This window comes from Noviherbaspirillum sp. FW303-A3 (assembly GCF_058788695.1).
Window position 1 is genome coordinate 2,505,455 of record NZ_JBYTAZ010000001.1, and the last position, 20,594, is coordinate 2,526,048.

Here is a 20,594-nt window from a genome sequence, read left to right on the forward strand (position 1 = left end):
CAAAGGACAACCACAAAATATACGGGCACACAACAGTTTATTTGTGGAAATTTTGATTCAAAGCAATAAAATTTCACGCGCGTAGCAGTACATTGCGCAGTACCGAAAAGGCATCAATCCCGTCGTACCACGCCTTTACGGCGTCGGCGCACTCCTGTCCTGACTGCGCGCCCCAACAATGGCATTCCGCCGTCCGGAATGCGTAGGAAACAGCGTGCAAAGTTTTTCCCAACTCCTGAAACTCTTGACCGGCACCGTGTTTGCCGCGATACCTCGCGACATGCTGCGCGAACTCATCCTTCCGCGCGGCCATGTCGCGCTGCTGTCGCGTCGCCGCGCCGACATGATCATTTCCCGCGTGCGCATGGTTGCCGGGCTCTTCGCCGTGCTGACGCCGTTGTGGATCGCGATCGATCTGCTGGTCTTCAACTGGCCGGTGACGGGCCTGCTGGTCGCGGGGCGCATTGTCACCACCATTGCCTTCGGCGTGCTCGCCGTTTCCTTCCGCAAGTCGATCCGCATGCGCGAAGCCTACAAGGCGCTGGCGATGATGTTCGGCATCCCGACGCTGTTCTTCATCTATTCCCATCCAATGCTGTCGCACTTCGACATGGCGGGTCCGGCCGCGGCAATCGCCGCCGGCTATGCCTTCCTGCCGTTCGTGATGATCGCCGGCCTGGCCGTCTTTCCGCTCACCGCGTCGGAGAGCGCGGTCTTTGCGATGCCTGTCCTGTGTGCGGAGGCACTCGTCGCGCTGCTGCAGCTGGACATGCTCAACTGGAGCTCTCACCTCGGCGCCTTCTGGCTGCTGTTCCTGATCTCCACGGTCGCCGCGCTGGCCGGCATGAGTCAGCTCAGTTTCATGATGTCGCTGGTGCGCCAGGCCACGCATGACGGCCTGACCGGCTGCTTCTCGCGCACCAGCGGGGAAGAGCTGCTCGACATCCAGTTCCACATCGCATCGCGCAGCGGCGCACCGCTGTCTATCGTTTTCCTCGACATCGACAACTTCAAGAAGATCAACGACACCCACGGCCATGACGCCGGCGACCGCGTGCTGCGGACGATGACGGAAAAGCTGCGCGCCAATCTGCGCTCCGGCGACGTCCTGCTGCGCTGGGGCGGCGAAGAGTTCGTCATCCTGCTGCCGAATGCCGGCGGCGCCACCGCTGCCAGCGCGGTCACCCGCCTGCGGGAAATCGGCCTCGGGACGCGTCCCGATGGCGATCCCGTCACCGCCAGCTTCGGCATTGCCGAACGCATCGCCGACGGCGTGGCGGACTGGCACCAGCTGGTGGAGATCGCCGACCAGCGCATGTACGAAGCAAAAATGGCCGGCAAGAACCGGCTGGTCGGTTGTGCGGACCCGGTACAGTACGAGGCGGTGGTCAATGCGTAAGCTCCGCCAAACCATCCATCAGAGCGTTGTCCGCCTGTTCACCACGCTGCGCGGCTTCGTGTTCGGGGCGACGGTCGGCGTTGCCGCCGTGGTCTTCCTTGGCGCGACGCTCGCCTCGTCGCTGCTCTACGAGAAACTGCTGGAAGAGCGCAATCTCGAATCCTCGTCCGAAATCGCCCGGCAGAACGTCGATTCAATCGTCCAGGCCCTGCGCCGCGGTGTCAGCCGCAACCAGCTCGAAGAGGTCATGGCCGCGGGAAAATCGACTTTCGCGACTACCGTGGATAGCCTTGATGTCTATCGCGCCCCCGGCGTCGAGACACGCTACGGCGGCCTGGGGAAGGATGCCCCGGATCATGTTCGCCTGGCGATGAGCAGCGGCAACGATGTGACGATCAAGACCGGTACACATGTGGCGTATGCCCAGCCGGTCCCGGCGCAAGCGGAATGCCTGCGCTGCCACGCCAATGCGAAGGCCGGCGATGTCCTGGGCGTGGTCGCCGTGAAGCACAACCTGCAGACCGTGACGTCCACCGTGCGCATTTATTATGTCGCACTGTTCCTCGCGCTCGCCCTCGTCGTGCTGCTGACGGCTCTGGCGCTGACTTCGTTCGCCGCGCGCCGCCTCAAGCGCTCGATGGACCTGTTCCGGGGCAAGGTCGAGACCTTCAACACCATCAAGGACTTCGACCGCTTCGACATGCACAAGGTCGACTTCGGCTTCGAGGAATTCAACGTCGCCTTCGACAACGTGTCGCTGCTGGTGGACAAGATCAAGCGCGTGGCGGTGGACAAGGGCGTGCTGGAATTCGAGATCCGGCTGCTGGAAAAATTCATCATCACCTCCAACGTGGTACGCGACTGGCGCGAGTTCATCAAGAACCTGCTGCTGGAGATCAATCCCATCATCGACGCCTATGCGCTGGTGACCATCTTCCGCGTCGAGGAAGAAGCCTACGAATGCGAAGTCTTCTGGCGCAATCCGCCGCAGGAAAAAACGGTGCGCCTGTTCGAAAAAATCCTGCGCCGCCAGCTGGACGAGACGCCGTTCTTCCATGGCGCGATGCTGCTGCCTATCGCTCATAACATCGCCGACGAGGAAGGATCGCTGCCGGACCTGAGCCCGCGCGATATCGAGGTGCAGACCAAGACCCTGCTGCTGGAGACGCCGAAGATCGGCGGCATCGTCGGCATCGGCGTGCAGTCGATGATGGCCGAGGACAATATCCGCAACATGGTGATCGGCAGCATCCTGACCACGCTGCTCAACCTGGTCGGCTCGGTCAAGGCGATCTACAAGTACACCAAGGACCTCGAGCATTACGCCACGCGCGATCCGCTGACCGACCTGTACAACCAGCGCATGTTCTGGGAATTGCTGGGCTATGAGATCGGGCGCGCGCGCAGGCACAACCAGACCTTCGCGGTGATGATGCTCGACATGGACAACTTCAAGACCATCAACGACCGCTTCGGGCATCATTTCGGCGATGCCTTCCTGCAGAAGTTTGCCGACCTGCTGCACAAGTGCGTGCGCAACGGCGACATGATCGCGCGCTACGGCGGCGACGAATTCTGCATCATCCTGCCGGAAGCCAGCGAGCCGCAGGCGCACATGGTGGCGCAGCGCATCGCCGAGTCGCTCGATCACTTCTGGATGGAAACGCCGGACGGCAACCGCATCAAGGCCACCACCTCGATCGGCATCGCCTTGAGTCCCACGCACGGCGACAACCCGAAGGACCTGTTCCTGGTGGCCGACAACATGATGTACAAGGCCAAGAACGCGGGAAAAAATGCGATCGCGATGCCGAGCGAGGACGAGATGGCCGAAGTCTTCCGCAAGGCCGGCGAGAAGGTAATCATGATCCAGAATGCGCTCGACCAGCAGCGCATCGTGCCTTACTTCCAGCCGATCTGCGACGCGCATACGGGGGAGATCGTGATCCACGAACTGCTCATGCGCATCCAGCTTGACGACCAGATCATCAGTGCCAATGACTTCATCGAAGAAGCCGAAAGCATGGGCATCGCCCACAAGATGGACTACCAGCTGATCGAGAAGGCGTTCACCGAAGTCCGCCTGCAGGGCTACAAGGGCATGCTGTTCGTGAACCTGTCGCCGAAGGCGCTGATCGTCGGCGAGTTCGCCTCGCATGTGAGCCGGCTGGCGGGACAGTACGGCATCGAGCCGTCGCGCATCGTGTTCGAGATCACCGAGCGCGAGACAGTGCGCAACCTCACTCTGCTGGAGAAGTTCGTGCTCGACGCCAAGGTGCAGGGCTTCAGCTTCGCCATCGACGACTTCGGATCGGGCTATTCGTCCTTCCAGTACATCAAGTGTTTCCCGGTGGATTACATCAAGATCGAAGGCGAGTTCATCCGCAACATGCTGCACGACGAGACCTACCTCGCTTTCATCAAGAGTATCGTGACGCTGGCCAAGGAACTGAAGATCAAGACCGTGGCCGAGTTCGTCGAGGATGCCGATATCCTGGAAGCCGTCGGCAAGCTGGGCATCGACTACGCGCAGGGCTATCACATCAGCCGTCCGTCGGCGAAGATCCATGTGCCGAATGCGCCCGAGGAAAAGCAGGGCCGCCTGGCGATTTGAGGGGCTTCAAGCCCGCTCTGTGGCGCGGGAGTAATATGGTTGTTTTCACAACCGTTCTCCGATCCGATGGACCTGAAGCCGCCCCCGGTCGCCCTGCTGCCTGCCGCCAGCCTTGGCTTGCCGGACGCAGACGGCTATCCGCCATTCGGCCGTTTTGCCGGCACCGCCGGCCATATCGACTGGTCCGCATTGCGCTCCCCTTATGCGCGCAATGCGCTCTGGCGCCGACTCCACCACAAGCGTTGGCACTATGTCGCGCTGTCCACGGAACAGCTTTTCTGCGGCATCGCCATCGTCGACGTGGGCTGGACCAATACCGCATTCGCCTACGCCTTCGACCGCCGCAAGCGCGCGATCGTCGCCTCCTTCTCGCAAGACGGCATCCCGGGCGTGACCGCGCATGTGCCGAACACGCCGCAAGGCACGAGCCATTTCCGTTTTCCGGGCAAGCGCATCCGTTGCAGCACCGCGGACGGCGGCCTGCAGCATGTGCTGGAACTGCGCTGCGGCGACTTCCGGATCGATGCCGTATTCAATGCGGGAAGCACGCCACCGCTGCTGGCGGTCGGCCCGGTTGAAGGCGGCTCGGTGCATGCCACGCAAAAGTCGCCCGGCATGCCGCTCGGCGGCGAGGTGCGGGTGAAGGACGGTAAATACGATCTCAACGGCGGCGTGGCCAGCTACGACTATTCCAACGGCCTGCTCGCCCGCGACACGGAATGGCGCTGGGCATCCGCGCACGGCCTCGATATCGGCTTCAACCTGCAGGCCGGTTACTTCGGCGGCCACGAGAACGTACTGTGGCTCGACGGTCGGCTGATACCGCTGGGAGCCGCCGTCTTCGACTATGACCGTACCGATCCGATGGCACCCTGGCATATCCGCACCGAGGATGGCCTGCTTGAGCTGCATTTCGAGCCGGAGGGCATGCGGCATGAAGACAAGAACCTGCTGGTCGCGGTATCCCGCTACGTGCAGCCGATCGGCAGCTTCAGCGGCTGGGTGAAGGCGGCGCCGGATGCCCGGCCGCGCGAGATCCACCGCCTGGCCGGGGTCACAGAGGACCATTTCTCGCGCTGGTAGCATGAAGCCCGCGTGCTGCCTCGCGCATCATGCCGCTTCACACAATTCGGCCTGCACATTGCGAAACACGGGCAGCTCCCGTCGATGCACCGTCTCTTCCCGCGCAGGCTCCGCAATGCCCAGGGCGTCGATTGTCTGCTCATCGATCTCGATCCAGCAGGCAAAGATCGGCTTGCCGTCCGCAAGCATGGGCGGACCGGCACGGTGAGCGTGCACACCCATGCGATGAAGCAGGCGCTCGATGCCCAGCGGCGATACGGTAATCAGGCGCCTGGCCCCGTGTGCCGCGGCGATCCTTACCGACGCGGCAAGCAGGCAACGGGTATTGATCGTTGCATCGACGGCGGAGTTCGGGTCGACCGTGGCGGCGGCAAAGCGCGATAGCTCCCACACGTCGCCGGAACGCGGCACAGGGGCGCCCGCCATCAGGTGCGGGAAAACTTCACTCAACAGGTAAGGCTCACTAGTCGGCAGCAGGCGTGCGCATCCGCAGATCCCGCCGTCCTGATCGCGCGTCATGACGTACAGCGTGTCCTGATGATCAAACTGGTCGCGCTCGACACCGTTCTCGACCGGCAGCGTCCAGCCCAGCCGCTCGATGAAGATCTTGTGACGGTAGATGGCGAGTGCATGTTCGATGGCCGGGGAGAGTTCCTTGGATTTGCCGATAATCGTCTTCATGGTCGTCCAGCAAGTTGTTTGCCCGACGCCATTACAACTTCGTCACCTGTGTTGAGTAACTGACAGATCTAACAGTGGCTGGCATGATGATTCAGTGCCGTGCTGACCGCAGGCTGCCATTCGAATGCATTCAGCCATGCGCCGAACAGGCTCGCGGTCTTCTGCGGGCCAAGGTCGTAACCCTGTGTGTCGATCAGCATCACGTTGCTGCGCACGCCATCGGGGGCGAGCAACATCCGCTCCGAATCGCTGTGGACAAACCATCCCCAGCCAATGGAAATAGGCGGAGTGGTATCGCTGATCCATTCCGAGAAACCGGCGCAGCGGGCGGGGATGGTTTGCGATTGCAACTCCTGCAGGAAGCTGTTATCGCTTTCTGAAAACAGATGCACGAATGGCAGGACGTCCAGGTTCGACAGGCGGATGCGGATATAGCCGTCCGGAGAGACGGCAAGTGCCCGGGGCGGGCTGGAGGAGTATAGGTGCGTATTCACGGCGGATCGTTGAGTGCTTTGGAAGACAGGATTGTGCCGGGCATGGCGCGCGGCGCGCATGCCCCGTTCCTGAAGATTCTATGCGAGCTCCCGCCGCATGGGGACTGTCAGAATTGACATTCCCCGTGACACTCCGCCATTACACTGGCACGGCAAGGCGAAGACCTGCGTCGCTGCCCACCACTGTTCCGTATTGCATTCCTCATTTTTGCAGCACCGGTGTATCCCTTTATCTTTCACCGAGAAAGGTCGTGAATGGACACATGGCGCGAAGACAGCCTGAATGCGCTCCTGAGCATCGATTCGGAACAGGCCTTGTTCGAGCAAATCGCCAGGACAGCGAGAACGCTCGGTTTCGAATACTGTGCCTACGGCATACGGATGCCCATCCCCGTCTCGCGACCGAAAGTGGCGATGTACAGCAACTACTCCGCGCAATGGCAACGGTGCTACAACGAACGCGGCTATCTCCGCGTCGATCCCACCGTACAGCATGCGCTGAAATCCACGCTGCCTGTTGTCTGGTCAAACCGGCTGTTCGACTCGGCACGCGACATGTGGGAAGAAGCGCGCGGGCATGGCCTGCAGTTCGGCTGGGCGCAGGCCTCGCGCGATGCCAGCGGCGCCGTGGGCCTGCTCTCCCTGGCTCGCAGTGCGGAACCACTGACGGCCGAAGAACTCGCAAGAAACCAGGCGCGCATGTCCTGGCTCGCACAGTACGCACACGCAGGAATGTCGCGCCTGCTGTCACCGAAGCTGGCGCCGGAATCCCAGGTCGTGCTGACCGCACGTGAAAAGGAAGTCCTGCGCTGGACGGCCGAGGGAAAGACCGCCTATGAAATTTCGCAGATCCTTTCGGTCGCCGAGCGCACCGTCAACTTTCACATCAATAATGTGATTGCCAAGCTGGGCACGTCCAACAAAACCCAGGCCGCGGTCAAGGCCGCAGCACTGGGAATGCTGGCCTAGGCCGGTTGCAACGCCTTTGCAGCCGCGCCCTGTTCTAGTGAGGCACGCAACCTGGCAAGATAGTCCGCACGGAACCGGCGCAATGTGTAATCGCGAAAGTTGCTGGCTTCCAGATCCGTCCAGGCCGACCGCCTTCCTGTCTCGGAACGGACGCGCGCGATGTTGACGCTTGCCTCGGAGATGCTGGCATTCGCATTCGTCATGCGTTCATAGCCGTAGATTTCCATGTAGTCGCGCGTCAGGGTTTCGATGATTTCGATTTCTTCCAGGGACAGCTGTTTCTTGAACTTGTCGGCGTTCGCCACGATCGGCGGGAAGCAGTTGGACGACCACAGCGCCGACATCTGCGAGATCTGCTGCGCCTCGGAAGAGCGCCCCACATCGAGCATCTCCGGCAGGTAGTCGATGCCGAAGAAGGAACAGATCTTTTTCAGCGTTTCGTCCTGGCTGCCGAGGAAGTCCTCATAGCGGATCGTCAGCACACGGTGCGGGTGCTGCTCCATCAGTGCGCAGGCAGTGCGATGGGCATCGACCCAGGTCCGCGCATTGAGCATGGTGTCGAAATCGTGGATGATCGCGCGGTTCATCGATGCCACCTGGGCGCGCGGATCGCGCACCACGTTCAGGAACAGCATGTCAGGGAACAGGCGCATCAGGTCGTCGGCGTAATGCACGCTGTCGAGTGACTTGTCCATGACCACGCGGGCATGGTGCTGCTCGCCCGCGCGCAACAGCAGTTCCCAGACAATGCGGTGCACGCTACGCGGCTGCTGGCGAATCGATTCGAAGATGTCGATGGGATCGAACACCATGCTGGACCACTTCACCATGCTTGCCGCCTGCAGGCCGACCACGTCGACGACCAGCTTGAAGTAAGCCTTGTCGTCGGCAAGATTGCCGTACAAGGGCACCAGCGGCATGAAATCGACGATGTGCAACGGATAAGGCGAATAAAACTGTTCGTTGAAATTCAGGCGCAGGCGCAGCGCGTGGCTGCCGCAGCGGCGCAGGGGAATCATCAGTATCGGACGCGGACGTGCATCGGTTGTGTCATTTGTCCCAGCCGCTCCGTTCATTGCTGTTGCTTTCATCTTCCTCATCCTCTGATATGTATTGACCCGTCAAGGTCATTCAAAAAATCATCATTACAATTACAACGGACTCACAGCAGAGCAGGCGGCGATACGACGGTTGATCAGTCTGATATACGCGGGTTGGTTACCGCATGACAAAGATTCGTCGTGGAGCTGCCTCTCTCTAGTGGCGAGGATCATCCGGTGGTCTGGTGCCTCATAGAGGGTGCGAGGGTTCTCCGACCGTTGCTTGCCCTGCTGTGAGCCCGCTGATTATTCATCTGCGTGTCCTTCAAATTGTTTTTGCACTGCGTGGCGCAGGCAATGTCTGTCCGACTGCCCAGATGAACCCGGCCAACTCGCGTGCTACCGCCGTGCAGACTTGCACCTTGAGCTTGCCTTTTTCGTCGAGGAGCCGATACCGTCGGCACAGTCTCTTTTGTGCCGACCATGCGATTTCCTGAACCGCCTCGGGCGCGTGTTCGGCACGCCGCTGCAGGACCGCAGTCTTGCGTGCTGGATGCCGATAGGTCCACGCCGCCTCGATCAGTACCCGTCGCACGTGGCTGTTGCCGGTCTTTGTAATCGCACCACGGCGCACGCTGCCTCCACTGGAATACTCGCTGGGCACAAGGCCCAGGTACGCCATCAACTGCGGGGCATTGGCAAATCGCTTCAGATCCCCGATCTCGGCCACTATGGTGACTGCCGTGAGCAGATTTACTCCGCGCAGCGCCATGAGCGCCTGAATCACAGGCCATACCGACGCTGCCTGAACCACCTGCTCAATCTGCTTGTCCAGCCCTTGCACACGCTTGTGACATGACAGCACCGTATCGACATATTCCTGGAAAACGATTTGTTGCACCGGCTGCTCGAACTTCACCGTTTCCAGCCATCGGTAATGTGCCTGCGTCCACTTGCTCTTGCCGTCATAACGCTTGCCATGCCGTAGCAGAAAAGCCAGCAAGCGTTGCTTGGCTTGCCGCTGCAAATGCTTCATGTCCTCGCGTGCCCGGGTCAAATCCCGCAAGCCCTCATGCTCCTCATCCGGCACCCAGACCGCTGTCAGTTCGCCAGCACGATGCAGTCTTGCCAGGCTCAAGCTGTCACGTCGGTCCGTCTTGACACGGTCGCCAGCCTTCTTGGGAATCAGCGACGGTGCTACCACCAGACAAGCCTGCTTGAGCCCTTGCAGCTGTCGATACACCCCATAGCCGCACGGCCCAGCTTCATAACAAAACGACAGCTTCGTGCCGCCCTTGCCAAGCTGCCGTACCAGCTTGATCATCGCTTCCGGCGTGTTGGCAATCTCTCCGACATAGCGCACTTCGCCACCGTTGGCCTCCGCCACAGCGACCGCAATCGTCTCCTTGTGCACATCCAATCCAACGTATTTGCTAAACTCGTTCACGGCCTGCCCCCTCAATTACGGCTCTGAGCCTGGGTTGAAAAACCTCAAGCTTAATCCGCGTCGCTTGAGGTGCGGCAGGTCAATACATTATGTCTAGTAAAAGAAAAACCCGGTCGCGGCCGCACCAAATACAATCCATGCGGCATTGACGCGATAACACATCAGCGCGGCCAGGGAAACGCCAAACAATACGACCGACAACCAGTGCGCTGCCGCCGTCTTGCCGATCAGTACAGCCGCAGCAATCATCATTCCCGCAGTGGCAGCACGCACGCCGCGCACCGCAGCCTGCATATTGGACGAAGCGCCGGCCCCATCAAGAAGACGGGTGCACAGGACCATCAATGCCGCAGGCGGCAGGAACATCCCGGCGGTAGCTGCAACGGCACCACCGATGCCGGCGACCTTGTAGCCGATGAAAGCGGCACTGATCATGATCGGGCCCGGCGTCACCTGCCCGAGCGCAAGCGCGTCGACGAATTCCTGCCGCGTCACCCAGCCGTAGCCATCCACAACGGCTTGCTGAAACATCGGTACGAAGGCATAGCCGCCGCCGAACATCAGCATACTCATGCCGGAAAACGCGCCGCCCAGTTGCATCAGCACCCCTGTTTCGATGGCGGCAAACGGCACGGTAAGGGCCGGCAGTAACGCCAACGGCATGCATCTCGCCGCGATTTTCAGGAAAGGATTCGATGCGGTGCGTGCGTTGTACAGCAGCACTTCCGGAAATGCCTGCGCATGCGCACCAAACCAAATGCGCCCGGCGAGTGCCGCGATCACGATAATCGCCAGCGTGGACAGGATGCCGGGAAAGACGAGGAGGGCGGCAGCGGCGGCCACGGCAAGCCCGCTTTCATGCATCGTGATGAGCGAAGTGCGGCACATGCGCCATGCCGCCACGACGATCAATGCCGTCACGGCCGGGACCAGTCCCATGAATGCCTTGCCGGCAGCGGGAAGCTGTCCCCAGCGGAGATATGCTTCGCCGAGCGCAATCATGAGCAGGAATGCCGGCAGCAGCGCCGCGAGTACGCATACCGCAGCGCCGGCGATGCCGCGCAGGCGGTATCCCAGGCACGCCACCACGTTGACTGCCGTCGGCCCCGGAAGCACTGATGCCAGCGACAATGCATCCAGCACGTCTTCATCGCGCAGCAGGCGACGGCGCGTGACGACGACTTCCTGCACGACGGAGATCATTGCCATGTATCCGCCAAAACTGGTACTGGCGATGCCCAGGAAAATCCGGAACAGCTCCACCAACCCGGTCTGGCGCGTGCCGATGAAATCCGCTCGGCTGCTAGCTTGCATAGATAGTCCCATTCATCGCGTTGGCGCCAGCACAGAAATAGTCGGTAAAAGCCTTGGCGAAACGACCCAGTTCGCATGCCGACAGGACATTGATGCCGGCTGCCGCCTTTCGCCCGCCACCGGTGAGGAACTGCTCGCAGAATATGTTGGCGCTGAAATATTCAGGATGCCCGGACCGGACGCTTGCAACAAAGCTACCGTCACGATGTTCGGTCAGTACCGCGAACGACCTTCCCTCCCCTTGTCGCACGAGACGGTTGGCGAACTCGCCGGATATGCGCCTCGCCCATGGGGCACATGGCAGGATGTAGATGGCGCCCTCGTCGCAACACCAGTCGGGAACAAGCGACGCCATACGCGCCGCGTCGCTCCGGTAGCCGTCTTCCAGCATGGGGTAGTACGGCGATGCGAAGATGAAATCGAACGGATCGGCGAAGCCTTGAAGCGATCGGCAAAGCGTCTCCGGTGTCACATGCAGGTCTTCGATCTGCTCGCCATAGGCGTTGTAGTTGAGCAGGGTGCCGAGCTTCTCCAACGCTTCGATGTCGCGGCGCCGCACATTGGTCAGGCTGGCGAGCGCGTGGGCGGCCATGGGCAGGTTGTCGCCGAAGGCTGCCGTGACAGCCCACTTCCGGAAACGGCCCTGCAGATGTCGGTCGACCAGTATGCTGGTGCAGGCATCGGGCGCGTCGTCCCAGCGGAGACGCAGGTTGGGATGCCTGAATGCATGTTGTGCCGAATGATGATCGAAGTAGCTCACGCGCCCACCGGCATCAAGAATGCGCCGCAAGGACTGCACGTTGGCATCGAGCGATATATCGAGGACAGTTACCTCCACGCCGGGCCCTGGCGGCACGCGTTGCAGCAATGCGATATCGCGCTTGACGCCGGTCACCAGCGTTGCCTCGCGCGGACAGGCCAGGCGCAATTGCTGCAGCGCGCAGATGCCGTCAGCGTCTCCGTTGAATACGTCGTACGCAGGTGCACGCTGCGTCTCTGCAATCATGCCGCTCATGCGAACCGCTGCGCCAGGAAACTGTAAATGGAACGGGCAGCGTCGCTCGCGGACAGCGCCCCCGTGTCGAGCACAAGCGCCGGTGATGGCGGCGGTTCGTAGGGTGACGTGATGCCCGTGAATTCGGCAATCTGTCCGGTGCGCGCCTTCGCATACAGGCCTTTCGGATCGCGCGACTCGCACACTTCCACTGGCGTGCTGACATGGACTTCAATGAAGCGCTCTTCGCCGATGATGGCACTTGCCATGGCCCGATCGTCGCGATACGGGGAAATGAAGGATGTCACCACGATGAGGCCGGCCTCGTTCATCAGGCGCGCCACTTCCGCCGCACGGCGGATGTTTTCCTTGCGGTCGTTCGCGGAAAATCCGAGGTCGCTGTTGAGGTGATGGCGGATGTTGTCGCCATCGAGGACATAGCAGGGATGCTCCTTCGTCAGCAACAGCATTTCCAGTTCGTAGGCAATGGTCGACTTGCCGGCACCGCTCAAGCCTGTCAGCCACACCGTGGCCGGGCAGTGACCAAACTTCTCCTGGCGGAATTGGTGCGGAATCTTGCCCGCGTGCCAGAAAATGTTCGGCGTCTTCGCGCCGCCGGACTCGCTCTTGCACGCCGGAAGCGACCGTGACACATCCTGCTGCCCAGGCAAGGTATCCGTGTCTCCCAGGGATAGTTTCATTGTCATTTCCCGATTGCGGTATCGCAGGCTGCATACCGTTATGAATTAAAAGAATATCAATATGACCATTGCTACTATTCCGAGAGCGTCAATTGCCGTCAATCGCATGCCGCAGCTTTGGCGGCAAATCCTGTCAACGTTGACAGGGACACTGTGGAATTTGGGAGACGGAATGGGAGAGTCCTGCATGCTGCACTTGGCGCAAGGCAAGATAGAGGAGGTCGCTCACCGGATGGTGCGGATCAACGGTTTGCTGCCTGAAGGTGTATGCCCATTCCCTGGCAGGAAGGGAATGGGGGAAGCGAATGCCCATCGCACCGCGGCAAAGCCGCGCGTGCCTACCTTTTCGTCAGTATTGCCCGGATGTTGCTGCTGCCGGAGGGAACGAACGCCTGCTGCGCCAATTTCAACGGAGCCGCCTTGTCCGGGAATTTCGTCACAGTCGCTCTGGGCGGTGCAGCTTCGACCCGCGCGTCCGCCATGCCCAGCTTGAATACGCTGACAACCTGCGACAGGTGGCCCGCCTGGTCCTGCATCGACTCGGCCGCCGCCGCGGCCTGTTCGACCAGCGAAGCATTCTGCTGCGTGACTTCATCCATCTGCGTCACAGCCTGATTGACCTGTTCGATGCCGGATGCCTGTTCCTGGCTGGCGGCAGCGATTTCGTTGATGATGTCGCTCACGCGTTTGACGCTGTCGACAATCTCCGTCATCGTGGCGCCGGCCTGGTCCACCAGTCGCGTGCCGGCATCGACCTTTTCCACCGAATCGTCGATCAGCGTCTTGATTTCCTTGGCGGCGGCGGCACTGCGTTGTGCCAGGTTGCGCACCTCGGCGGCGACCACGGCAAAACCGCGCCCCTGTTCGCCGGCACGCGCCGCTTCGACCGCTGCGTTCAGCGCGAGGATGTTGGTCTGGAATGCGATGCCGTCAATGACGCCGATGATGTCGACAATCTTCCGGGCCGAGTCATTGATGGCGCCCATGGTCCGGACCACTTCGGAAACAACACTGCCCCCCCGCCGGGCCGTCTCGGTGGCGGAGTCGGCAAGCCCGTTTGCCTGACGCGCATTGTCGGCATTCTGCTTGACGATGGACGTCAGCTCTTCCATCGAGGATGCGGTCTCTTCCAGCGAACTCGCCTGCTGCTCGGTGCGCGACGACAGGTCGAGATTGCCGGCCGCGATTTCGCCCGCCGCGGTGTTGATGGTGTCGGTGCCGTTGCGCACCTCGCTGACGATGCGCGCCAGACTGTCGCGCATCTCTTTCATCGCCAGCACCAGGCTGCCACGGTCGGCGGCCCTGGTCTGCACGTTCACCGAGAGATCGCCCGCGGCGATCTGTGCGGCGATACTGGCTGCGTAGGCCGGTTCGCCACCGAGCTGCTTCAGCAGGCTGCGCGTGATCAGGAAAGCGGCGGCAACGCCGAACAGGAGCGCGAGCAAGCCGACGACGATCATGGCGGTCACCGCGCTCCTGTATGTCTGCCCGGCGTCCTCGGCGGCCAGCCGGGATCCGTCCTCGACCTGCTTGAGCAGCGCCTCCAGCGCGCCGATCAGCTCGATCTGTCCCGGCCTTACCTCGTCCCGGATCATGTTGGCGGCTTCCGCCATGTCGCCGCTGAGCGACAGGTCGATCGCCTTGTCCATCGCGACGCGAACCTTGTTGTCGAGCGCGGCGATCTTGCTCATGGACGCCTTGCTTGCTTCATCGGTCAGCAGTTTCTGCAATTTCTCCGCCGTGGTGCGGTAGGTTTCCTTGGATTGCCGCGCCAGCGTCAGTTCCTTTTTCTTGAACGCGAAATCCTCCTGCATCACCACATCGCGCACAGTCACGGACTGGTAGCGCACCAGGTCTCGCATCGCATTCACCAGGCGCAGCTTGGCGGCATCGCCATGGACGATGCCGTCCAGGCTGGCCCGGATGAACGACATGCGGCTGATTGCCACACCGGTCAGGACCGTCATCAGCACGAGGACGATCCCGAAACCGATGGCAAGCCTGGGGCCGACCTTCAGGTTCTCGATCAATTTCATGGACATCTCCAGGCAAGAAGGCTGCGGTCAGCCGCTGTGTTATTCGATCGTGATGCCAACGTGAATCACACCGATGACCTTTCCGCCTTCCAGAACCGGGGCGGACGCCTGAATGCTCTTGATCTGGGTAGTGGGATCGGGCGCTATCTTGCTGTCGATCCAGGATTGACCCTTGATCGCGTTGATGTACACCGGGCGCACTGCATTGTTGTACAGCAGCGGCTTGGTGCTGGCGGCGACAAGATTGCCCTTTTCGTCGCGCACCACCAGCTTGTTGATCTCCTTGTCTTCCTCCCACTTCTTCACCACGCTGCCGGCCTTGCTGGTGATGAAGGACTGGGCAGCGGGATCGTTGTCAGGCACCTCGAGCCACTTGGCGTTGGTCATGCCCGGCAGGCCGCCCTTGGAATTGGCGTCCTTGACCGCGCTGACGATCACCGGATTGGCGGCCCACTCGACAAGCTTCTGCTTGTATTTATCCACCTTGGACTGCAGCGGTGCCGGCAGGTCGGCAGCAACACCGGATACGCTGGCGCAGGCCAGCATGGTTGCGATCAGCATGTGCAGGCGATATTTCATCTCGATCTCCTTTTCTTGTTTGTTCCAGATGGCATGGGCGGCGGTCGCAGCTGTCTCTCTGTACAAAGCGGCAACGGCTCGGGAACACTATTGCTTTCGAGAAAGGAGAACGTCAACCGGAATCCGCACCGCAGCACGAAAACCTGTCAAGGTTGACAGGGGCGGATGTGCTGTTTGCGCATACGGGAGCGGGGCGATGCTGCTGCAGTGCACAACCCGATCGGAGCCCGGTTTTCTCCTCGATTTCCCATTCCAAATCAAACCTTGCGAGCAATCGGTTTGCCGGTAATCGGGGCAAGCGCGATAATGTCCTGAACGGGTTTTTGCGGTTTGCATGTGGGAAAGGAACGACCTATGCCATACAGTACCGAAGCCATCCGTACCATTGCCCTCGTCGGGCACACCTCCAGCGGCAAGACCAGCCTTGCCGAAGCCCTGCTCCACGGCGCCGGCATGATCGGCAGCCCGGGCAGCCTTGAGCGCGGGACCACTACCTGCGATTACGATCCCCTGGAACGCAAGTACCAGCACTCGCTGAACTCCGCCGTCGTCCATCTCGACCACCGCGACACGCGCATCCACCTGCTCGATACGCCCGGCTATCCGGACTTCATCGGCCAGGCGATCAGCGCGCTGGCGGCCGTGGAAACGGCAGCCGTTGTCATCAATGCGCAGAACGGCATCGAGATGATCACCGGGCGCATGATGGAATGGGCGAAGCAGCGCAATATGTGCCGCATGATCATCGTCAACAAGATCGACGCCGACAACGTCGACCTGCCGGCGCTGGTCACACGCATCCAGGAAACATTCGGCAAGGAATGCCTGCCCATCAACCTGCCCGCTGCGGGCGGCTCGACAGTCGTCGATTGCTTCTTCAATCCGGCCGGCGCGTCGGATTTTTCATCTGTGGAGGCCGCGCATCGCGCGCTGGTCGACCAGGTGGTGGAAGTCGATGCCGACCTGATGGCGCTCTACCTCGAGCAGGGCGAGATCGAACCGGAACAGTTGCATGCGCCCTTCGAGCAGGCATTGCGCGAAGGCCATCTCGTGCCCGTGTGTTTCGTCTCGGCGAAGAATGGCGCTGGCATCAAGGAATTGCTCGATGTCTTCGTCAAGCTGATGCCGAACCCGGCGGAAGGCAATCCACCGCTGTTCTACCGCGACGACGACAATGTGCCGGACAGGAAGAAAGAAATCCGCGCTGCGCCCGATCCGTCGCAGCATGTGCTCGCGCACGTTTTCAAGATCGCCGTCGACCCTTTCATCGGGAAGATCGCCGTGTTCCGCATCCACCAGGGAACGGTGCGGCGCGACAGCATGCTCTACATCGGCGACGGCCGGAAGCCGTTCAAGGTCGCGCATCTCTACATGCTGCAGGGCAAGGAGCAGGTGGAAGTGCCGCAGGCGGTGCCGGGCGATGTCTGCGCGGTCGCCAAGGTCGAGGACATGGTGTACGACGCCGTGCTGCACGATGCGGCGGAAGACGACCATATCCACCTGCGTCCGTCCGTCTTCCCGACGCCGATCTTCGGCCTCGCCATCGAGCCGAAGAAGCGCGGCGACGAACAGCGCATGTGGGAAATCCTGCAGAAGCTGACCGCGGAAGATCCCTGCCTGAAGGTCGAGCATCAGGCCACCACCAATGAGACCGTCCTGCTCGGCCTGGGCGAGCTGCACCTGCGTTCGGCGCTGGAGCGCATGATGGAAGTGTACAAGATCGACGTCGCCACGCATCCGCCGAAGATCGCTTACCGCGAAACGATTGCCGGCCGCTCCGAGGGACATCACCGCCACAAGAAGCAGACCGGTGGCGCCGGGCAGTTCGGCGAAGTGTTCCTGCGTGTGGAAACACTGCCGCGCGGAACAGGGTTCGAGTTCGTCGACGAGGTCAAGGGCGGGACGATCCCCGGTCAATTCATCCCGGCCGTCGAGAAGGGGATACGCCAGGTCCTTGATGCCGGTCCGCTGGCCGGCTTCCCGATGCAGGATGTGCGCGTGGTTGTCTATGACGGCAAGAGCCATCCTGTGGATTCGAAGGAGGTGGCGTTCGCCACCGCCGGGCGCAAGGCCTTCATCGATGCGGTCATGAAGGCGCGGCCGATGGTGCTCGAACCGATCGTCAACATCGAGATCGTGACGCCCGAGGAGTGCATGGGCGACATCACCGGCGACCTGTCGTCACGACGCGGGCAGATCAACGGGATGCAGACGGTGCAGGCTTCTGTCGCGGTTGTGTCGGGGCAGGTGCCGCTGTCCGAGCTGAACGGGTACCAGTCGCGGCTGAATTCGACCACCGCAGGGCGTGGCAGCTATACGGTGGAATTCAGTCATTACGATATCGTGCCGCCTTCCACCCAGCAGCGGATGGTGAGCGAGCACAAGGTGGAAGCGGAAGAGTAGGGTGCTGGACGTTCGGGCGCGTGACATGCGCGCTCGTGCTTCCGATGATGATGTTTTTCTTCTCTTCGGTGAACCGATTCTGCTGGTTCTCCGTGGAGGCCCGCCGGGGCCAGTCACGGCAAGCTTCCACGGAGTGACTACCGATTCGGGCCACCGGAGAGAAGAATAAGGTTACCGATATCTGCGAGCCTCACGCCTTGCACTTCTCAGCGATATAGGCCAGCGCCTCTTCAACCTGGTCGATCAGGACCAGGCACAGGTCGCCTTCGGCGAGGTCGGCCAGCGCCGTGTCGATCGCCACGAACTCGCCCTTGATCTCCTTGATCATGCGGGCACGCTTGGCCTCCTTCAGGCCGTCACGCAGCAGCGCCACGACCTCGCCTTCCTCGCGGCCGCGCTGGCAGGCATCCTCGTACAGCACGACGCTGTCGAAGGCATCGCCGAGAATTTCCGTCTGGCGGCGGATGTCGATGTCACGGCGGTCGCCGGCACCGCTGATGACGACGGAGCGGCGCTTGGCCGGCATGCTGTCGATGGCGTTGACCAGCGCCTGGATCGCATCCGGGTTATGGCCATAGTCGGCGATCAGGGTCGCGCCCTTGTACGAGAACAGGTTGAAGCGCCCCGGCGCGCTCTGCGCATCGTTGACGAAAGTCTGCACCGCCTTGCGGATCACCTCCCAGTCGATGCCCAGTCCCCATGCCGCGCCGATGGATGCCATCGCGTTCTCGACTTGGAAGCCGATGGTGCCGTCTCGGGTGAGCGGAATATCCTTGAGTTCGATGCGCTGCGTGGCCTTGCCTTCGGCGGCAACGATAGCATTGTCTTCGACATACACCACGCGGCGTCCCTGTGCGCGGTGCATGGTCATCACCGGATGATGCACATCCTTCGCAAAGAAGGTCACCGAACCGGGGCAGACTGCCGCCATGCTGGCGACCATGGGATCGGCCGCGTTGAGCACGGCGGTGCCGTTGGCCGCGACGTTCTGCACGATCACGCGCTTGACGACTGCGAGGTCTTCCACCGTCGTGATGAAGTTCAGGCCGAGGTGGTCGCCCTCGCCGATGTTGGTGACGACTGCGACGTTGCAGCGGTCGAAGCCGAGGCCTTCGCGCAGCACGCCGCCGCGCGCGGTTTCGAACACGGCGGCGGTGACGTCGGGATGCATCAGCACGTTGCGTGCGCTGCGCGGACCGCTGCAGTCGCCGGTGTCGATGCGCTGGCTGCCGATGTACACGCCGTCAGTGCCGGTCATGCCCACGCGGTGCTTGTCGGTGGTCAGGATGTGCGAGATCAGCTTGACCGTGGTGGTCTTGCCGTTGGTGCCGGCCACGGCGACGACCGGGATGCGGCCGTCGTCGCCATCCTTGAACATGGTGGAGATGATCGCTTCGCCGACCGGACGGCCCTTGCCGTAGGACGGCTGCAGGTGCATGCGCAGGCCGGGCGCGGCGTTGACTTCGACGATGCCGCCGCCCTGTTCTTCCATCGGCTTGATCACGGTTTCGCACACCACGTCCACGCCGCAGATGTCGAGGCCGACCATCTGCGCGGCCTCGACCGCGCGCGCGGCCATGTCCGGATGCACGTCCTCGGTGACGTCGGTGGCGGTGCCGCCGGTGCTGAGGTTGGCGTTGTTGCGCAGCACGACGAGGACGCCCTTGGGCGGCACGCTGTCGATGGTGTAGCCCTGCTTGTCGAGCACGGCGCGTGCGATGTCGTCGACCCGGATCTTGGTCAGCGAGGTGGCATGGCCGTCGCCGCGGCGCGGGTCCTTGTTCACCTGCTCGATCAGTTGCGCGATGCTGTGCACGCCGTCACCGGTGACTTGCGGCGGTTCGCGGCGCGCGGCGGCAACCATCTGGTCGCCCACCACGAGAATGCGGTAATCGTGGCCGGTGATGTAGCGTTCGACGATCACGTCTTCGCTGATCGCGTGCGCGGCTTCATAGGCGCGCAGCACGTCTTCGCGCGTCTTCATGTTGACGGCGACGCCCTTGCCCTGGTTGCCGTCGCGCGGCTTGACCACGACCGGCGCGCCGATTTCCTGCGCGGCCTTCCATGCGTCTTCCGCATCGGTCACGGCTCGGCCGTTGGGAACAGGGACGCCGGCTGCGTGCAGCAGCATCTTGGTCAGTTCCTTGTCCTGCGCGATCGATTCGGCGATGGCGCTGGTCTCGCCGGTTTCGGCGGCCTGGATGCGGCGCTGGCGATGGCCCCAGCCGAACTGCACCATGCTGCCTTCGGTCAGGCGGCGGTACGGAATGCCGCGCGCAACGGCGGCGTAGACGATGGACCCGGTGCTGGGCCCGAGGCGGATGTCTTCGTCGAGGTCGCGCAATTCCTTCAGCGCGGCATCGAGGTCGAAAGGCGTGTTGTCGATCGCGCTGGCGATCAGCTTTTCAGCGAGGTCGAAGGCAAGGCGGCCGACGTCTTCTTCCGTGTATTCAACGACCACCTGGTAAGTGCCGGCTTCGACCGTGGCCACCGAGCGGCTGAAGGTCACAGGGCAGCCGGCTTGCGCCTGCAGGCAGAGCGCGGCGGACTCGAGCGCATGGGCGAGCGAGAACGGTTGGCCGGTCGCCGGCTCGAGGAACTTGATGTCGGGGAAACGCGCGCGCATCCGCGGCTCGAAATCGGGCATGGCGGTGATGTCCCGCTCGGCTTCGGTGCAGGACACAATGGCTTCGATCGACGTGTGCCGACTCCACAGGTTGGGGCCGCGCAGGGCGCGGATACGCGAAATTTCCATCAATAGTTCCTTGTGTGCGCGGCAGCCGCTGATGCCGGTTCCGCGCTTGCAACTCGCCGCCTGTGTTCAGGCGGCTTTTGTTCTC

15 protein-coding genes are annotated in these 20,594 nt (G+C 61.9%); 5 read left to right on the forward strand and 10 right to left on the reverse strand.

Annotated features, from left to right (window positions below):
* The first annotated feature begins 214 nt into the window (after window positions 1-214).
* From AC3WOY_RS12260 to AC3WOY_RS12270, 3 genes are read left to right on the forward strand one after another with little or no spacing between them, the layout of a single operon-like run.
* Window positions 215-1,399, forward strand: a complete 1,185-nt coding sequence (locus tag AC3WOY_RS12260; RefSeq protein ID WP_492424095.1) for a GGDEF domain-containing protein — start codon at window positions 215-217, stop codon at window positions 1,397-1,399.
* Window positions 1,392-4,013, forward strand: coding sequence for a putative bifunctional diguanylate cyclase/phosphodiesterase (locus tag AC3WOY_RS12265; RefSeq protein ID WP_492424097.1), 2,622 nt, complete (start codon window positions 1,392-1,394; stop codon window positions 4,011-4,013). The genes AC3WOY_RS12260 and AC3WOY_RS12265 overlap by 8 nt, the downstream gene beginning before the upstream one ends.
* A gap of 39 nt (window positions 4,014-4,052) precedes the next feature.
* On the forward strand, window positions 4,053-5,096 hold the full coding sequence (locus tag AC3WOY_RS12270) for a DUF2804 domain-containing protein (RefSeq protein WP_492424099.1): 1,044 nt from the start codon (window positions 4,053-4,055) through the stop codon (window positions 5,094-5,096).
* A 27-nt stretch (window positions 5,097-5,123) separates the two neighbouring features.
* On the opposite strand, the gene AC3WOY_RS12275 is transcribed toward AC3WOY_RS12270, so the two are convergent.
* Window positions 5,124-5,777, reverse strand: a complete 654-nt coding sequence (locus AC3WOY_RS12275; RefSeq protein WP_492424101.1) for an acyl-homoserine-lactone synthase — start codon at window positions 5,775-5,777, stop codon at window positions 5,124-5,126.
* A gap of 68 nt (window positions 5,778-5,845) precedes the next feature.
* Window positions 5,846-6,331, reverse strand: coding sequence for a DUF4902 domain-containing protein (locus AC3WOY_RS12280; RefSeq protein ID WP_492424103.1), 486 nt, complete (start codon window positions 6,329-6,331; stop codon window positions 5,846-5,848).
* Between the two features lie 195 nt (window positions 6,332-6,526).
* Between AC3WOY_RS12280 and AC3WOY_RS12285 the strand changes: the two genes are divergently transcribed.
* Entirely contained in the window at window positions 6,527-7,240 is a 714-nt protein-coding gene (locus AC3WOY_RS12285; RefSeq protein ID WP_492424105.1) for an autoinducer binding domain-containing protein, read from the forward strand.
* Here AC3WOY_RS12285 and AC3WOY_RS12290 read toward each other — a convergent pair.
* The 7 genes from AC3WOY_RS12290 to AC3WOY_RS12320 all read right to left on the reverse strand — a co-directional run bounded on the left by AC3WOY_RS12290 (window position 7,237) and on the right by AC3WOY_RS12320 (window position 15,351).
* The gene (locus AC3WOY_RS12290; protein ID WP_492424107.1) at window positions 7,237-8,331 is read right to left on the reverse strand and encodes a sulfotransferase family protein; all 1,095 of its coding nucleotides are present in this window, start codon (window positions 8,329-8,331) and stop codon (window positions 7,237-7,239) included. The two genes, AC3WOY_RS12285 and AC3WOY_RS12290, sit on opposite strands and share 4 nt — an antisense overlap.
* Before the next feature lie 274 nt (window positions 8,332-8,605).
* On the reverse strand, window positions 8,606-9,727 hold the full coding sequence (locus AC3WOY_RS12295; protein WP_492422126.1) for an IS110 family RNA-guided transposase: 1,122 nt from the start codon (window positions 9,725-9,727) through the stop codon (window positions 8,606-8,608).
* Between the two features lie 93 nt (window positions 9,728-9,820).
* Window positions 9,821-11,041 (reverse strand): chromate efflux transporter, encoded by a 1,221-nt coding sequence (chrA, locus tag AC3WOY_RS12300; RefSeq protein ID WP_492424109.1) that lies wholly within the window; start codon window positions 11,039-11,041, stop codon window positions 9,821-9,823.
* The gene (locus AC3WOY_RS12305) at window positions 11,031-12,056 is read right to left on the reverse strand and encodes a hypothetical protein (protein ID WP_492424111.1); all 1,026 of its coding nucleotides are present in this window, start codon (window positions 12,054-12,056) and stop codon (window positions 11,031-11,033) included. The genes chrA and AC3WOY_RS12305 overlap by 11 nt, the downstream gene beginning before the upstream one ends.
* On the reverse strand, window positions 12,053-12,736 hold the full coding sequence (gene cysC, locus AC3WOY_RS12310; RefSeq protein ID WP_492424113.1) for an adenylyl-sulfate kinase: 684 nt from the start codon (window positions 12,734-12,736) through the stop codon (window positions 12,053-12,055). Before cysC ends, AC3WOY_RS12305 begins: the two co-directional genes overlap by 4 nt.
* Window positions 12,737-13,074: 338 nt before the next feature.
* Window positions 13,075-14,772 (reverse strand): methyl-accepting chemotaxis protein, encoded by a 1,698-nt coding sequence (locus AC3WOY_RS12315; RefSeq protein ID WP_492424115.1) that lies wholly within the window; start codon window positions 14,770-14,772, stop codon window positions 13,075-13,077.
* Window positions 14,773-14,811: 39 nt separating this feature from the next.
* Complete coding sequence (locus AC3WOY_RS12320; RefSeq protein ID WP_492424117.1) at window positions 14,812-15,351, reverse strand: GAF domain-containing protein; 540 nt, start codon at window positions 15,349-15,351, stop codon at window positions 14,812-14,814.
* A gap of 354 nt (window positions 15,352-15,705) precedes the next feature.
* Here AC3WOY_RS12320 and fusA point away from each other — a divergent pair, with 354 nt between their 5' ends.
* Window positions 15,706-17,754 carry an elongation factor G gene (gene fusA, locus AC3WOY_RS12325; RefSeq protein ID WP_492424119.1) on the forward strand — a complete coding sequence of 683 codons (2,049 nt, stop codon included), beginning with the start codon at window positions 15,706-15,708 and terminating at the stop codon, window positions 17,752-17,754.
* A gap of 190 nt (window positions 17,755-17,944) precedes the next feature.
* Here fusA and cphA read toward each other — a convergent pair whose 3' ends face one another.
* Entirely contained in the window at window positions 17,945-20,509 is a 2,565-nt protein-coding gene (cphA, locus tag AC3WOY_RS12330; RefSeq protein WP_492424121.1) for a cyanophycin synthetase, read from the reverse strand.
* Window positions 20,510-20,594 lie beyond the last annotated feature (85 nt).

Coding starts and splice junctions, on each gene's coding strand:
- AC3WOY_RS12265 (WP_492424097.1), top strand. CDS start 1,392: ATGCGTAAGCTCCGCCAAACCATCCATCAGAGCGTTGTCCGCCTGTTC.
- AC3WOY_RS12275 (WP_492424101.1), bottom strand. CDS start 5,777: ATGAAGACGATTATCGGCAAATCCAAGGAACTCTCCCCGGCCATCGAA.
- AC3WOY_RS12280 (WP_492424103.1), bottom strand. CDS start 6,331: ATGCGCGCCGCGCGCCATGCCCGGCACAATCCTGTCTTCCAAAGCACT.
- AC3WOY_RS12285 (WP_492424105.1), top strand. CDS start 6,527: ATGGACACATGGCGCGAAGACAGCCTGAATGCGCTCCTGAGCATCGAT.
- AC3WOY_RS12290 (WP_492424107.1), bottom strand. CDS start 8,331: ATGAAAGCAACAGCAATGAACGGAGCGGCTGGGACAAATGACACAACC.
- chrA (WP_492424109.1), bottom strand. CDS start 11,041: ATGCAAGCTAGCAGCCGAGCGGATTTCATCGGCACGCGCCAGACCGGG.
- AC3WOY_RS12305 (WP_492424111.1), bottom strand. CDS start 12,056: ATGAGCGGCATGATTGCAGAGACGCAGCGTGCACCTGCGTACGACGTA.
- cysC (WP_492424113.1), bottom strand. CDS start 12,736: ATGAAACTATCCCTGGGAGACACGGATACCTTGCCTGGGCAGCAGGAT.
- AC3WOY_RS12315 (WP_492424115.1), bottom strand. CDS start 14,772: ATGAAATTGATCGAGAACCTGAAGGTCGGCCCCAGGCTTGCCATCGGT.
- AC3WOY_RS12320 (WP_492424117.1), bottom strand. CDS start 15,351: ATGAAATATCGCCTGCACATGCTGATCGCAACCATGCTGGCCTGCGCC.
- fusA (WP_492424119.1), top strand. CDS start 15,706: ATGCCATACAGTACCGAAGCCATCCGTACCATTGCCCTCGTCGGGCAC.
- cphA (WP_492424121.1), bottom strand. CDS start 20,509: ATGGAAATTTCGCGTATCCGCGCCCTGCGCGGCCCCAACCTGTGGAGT.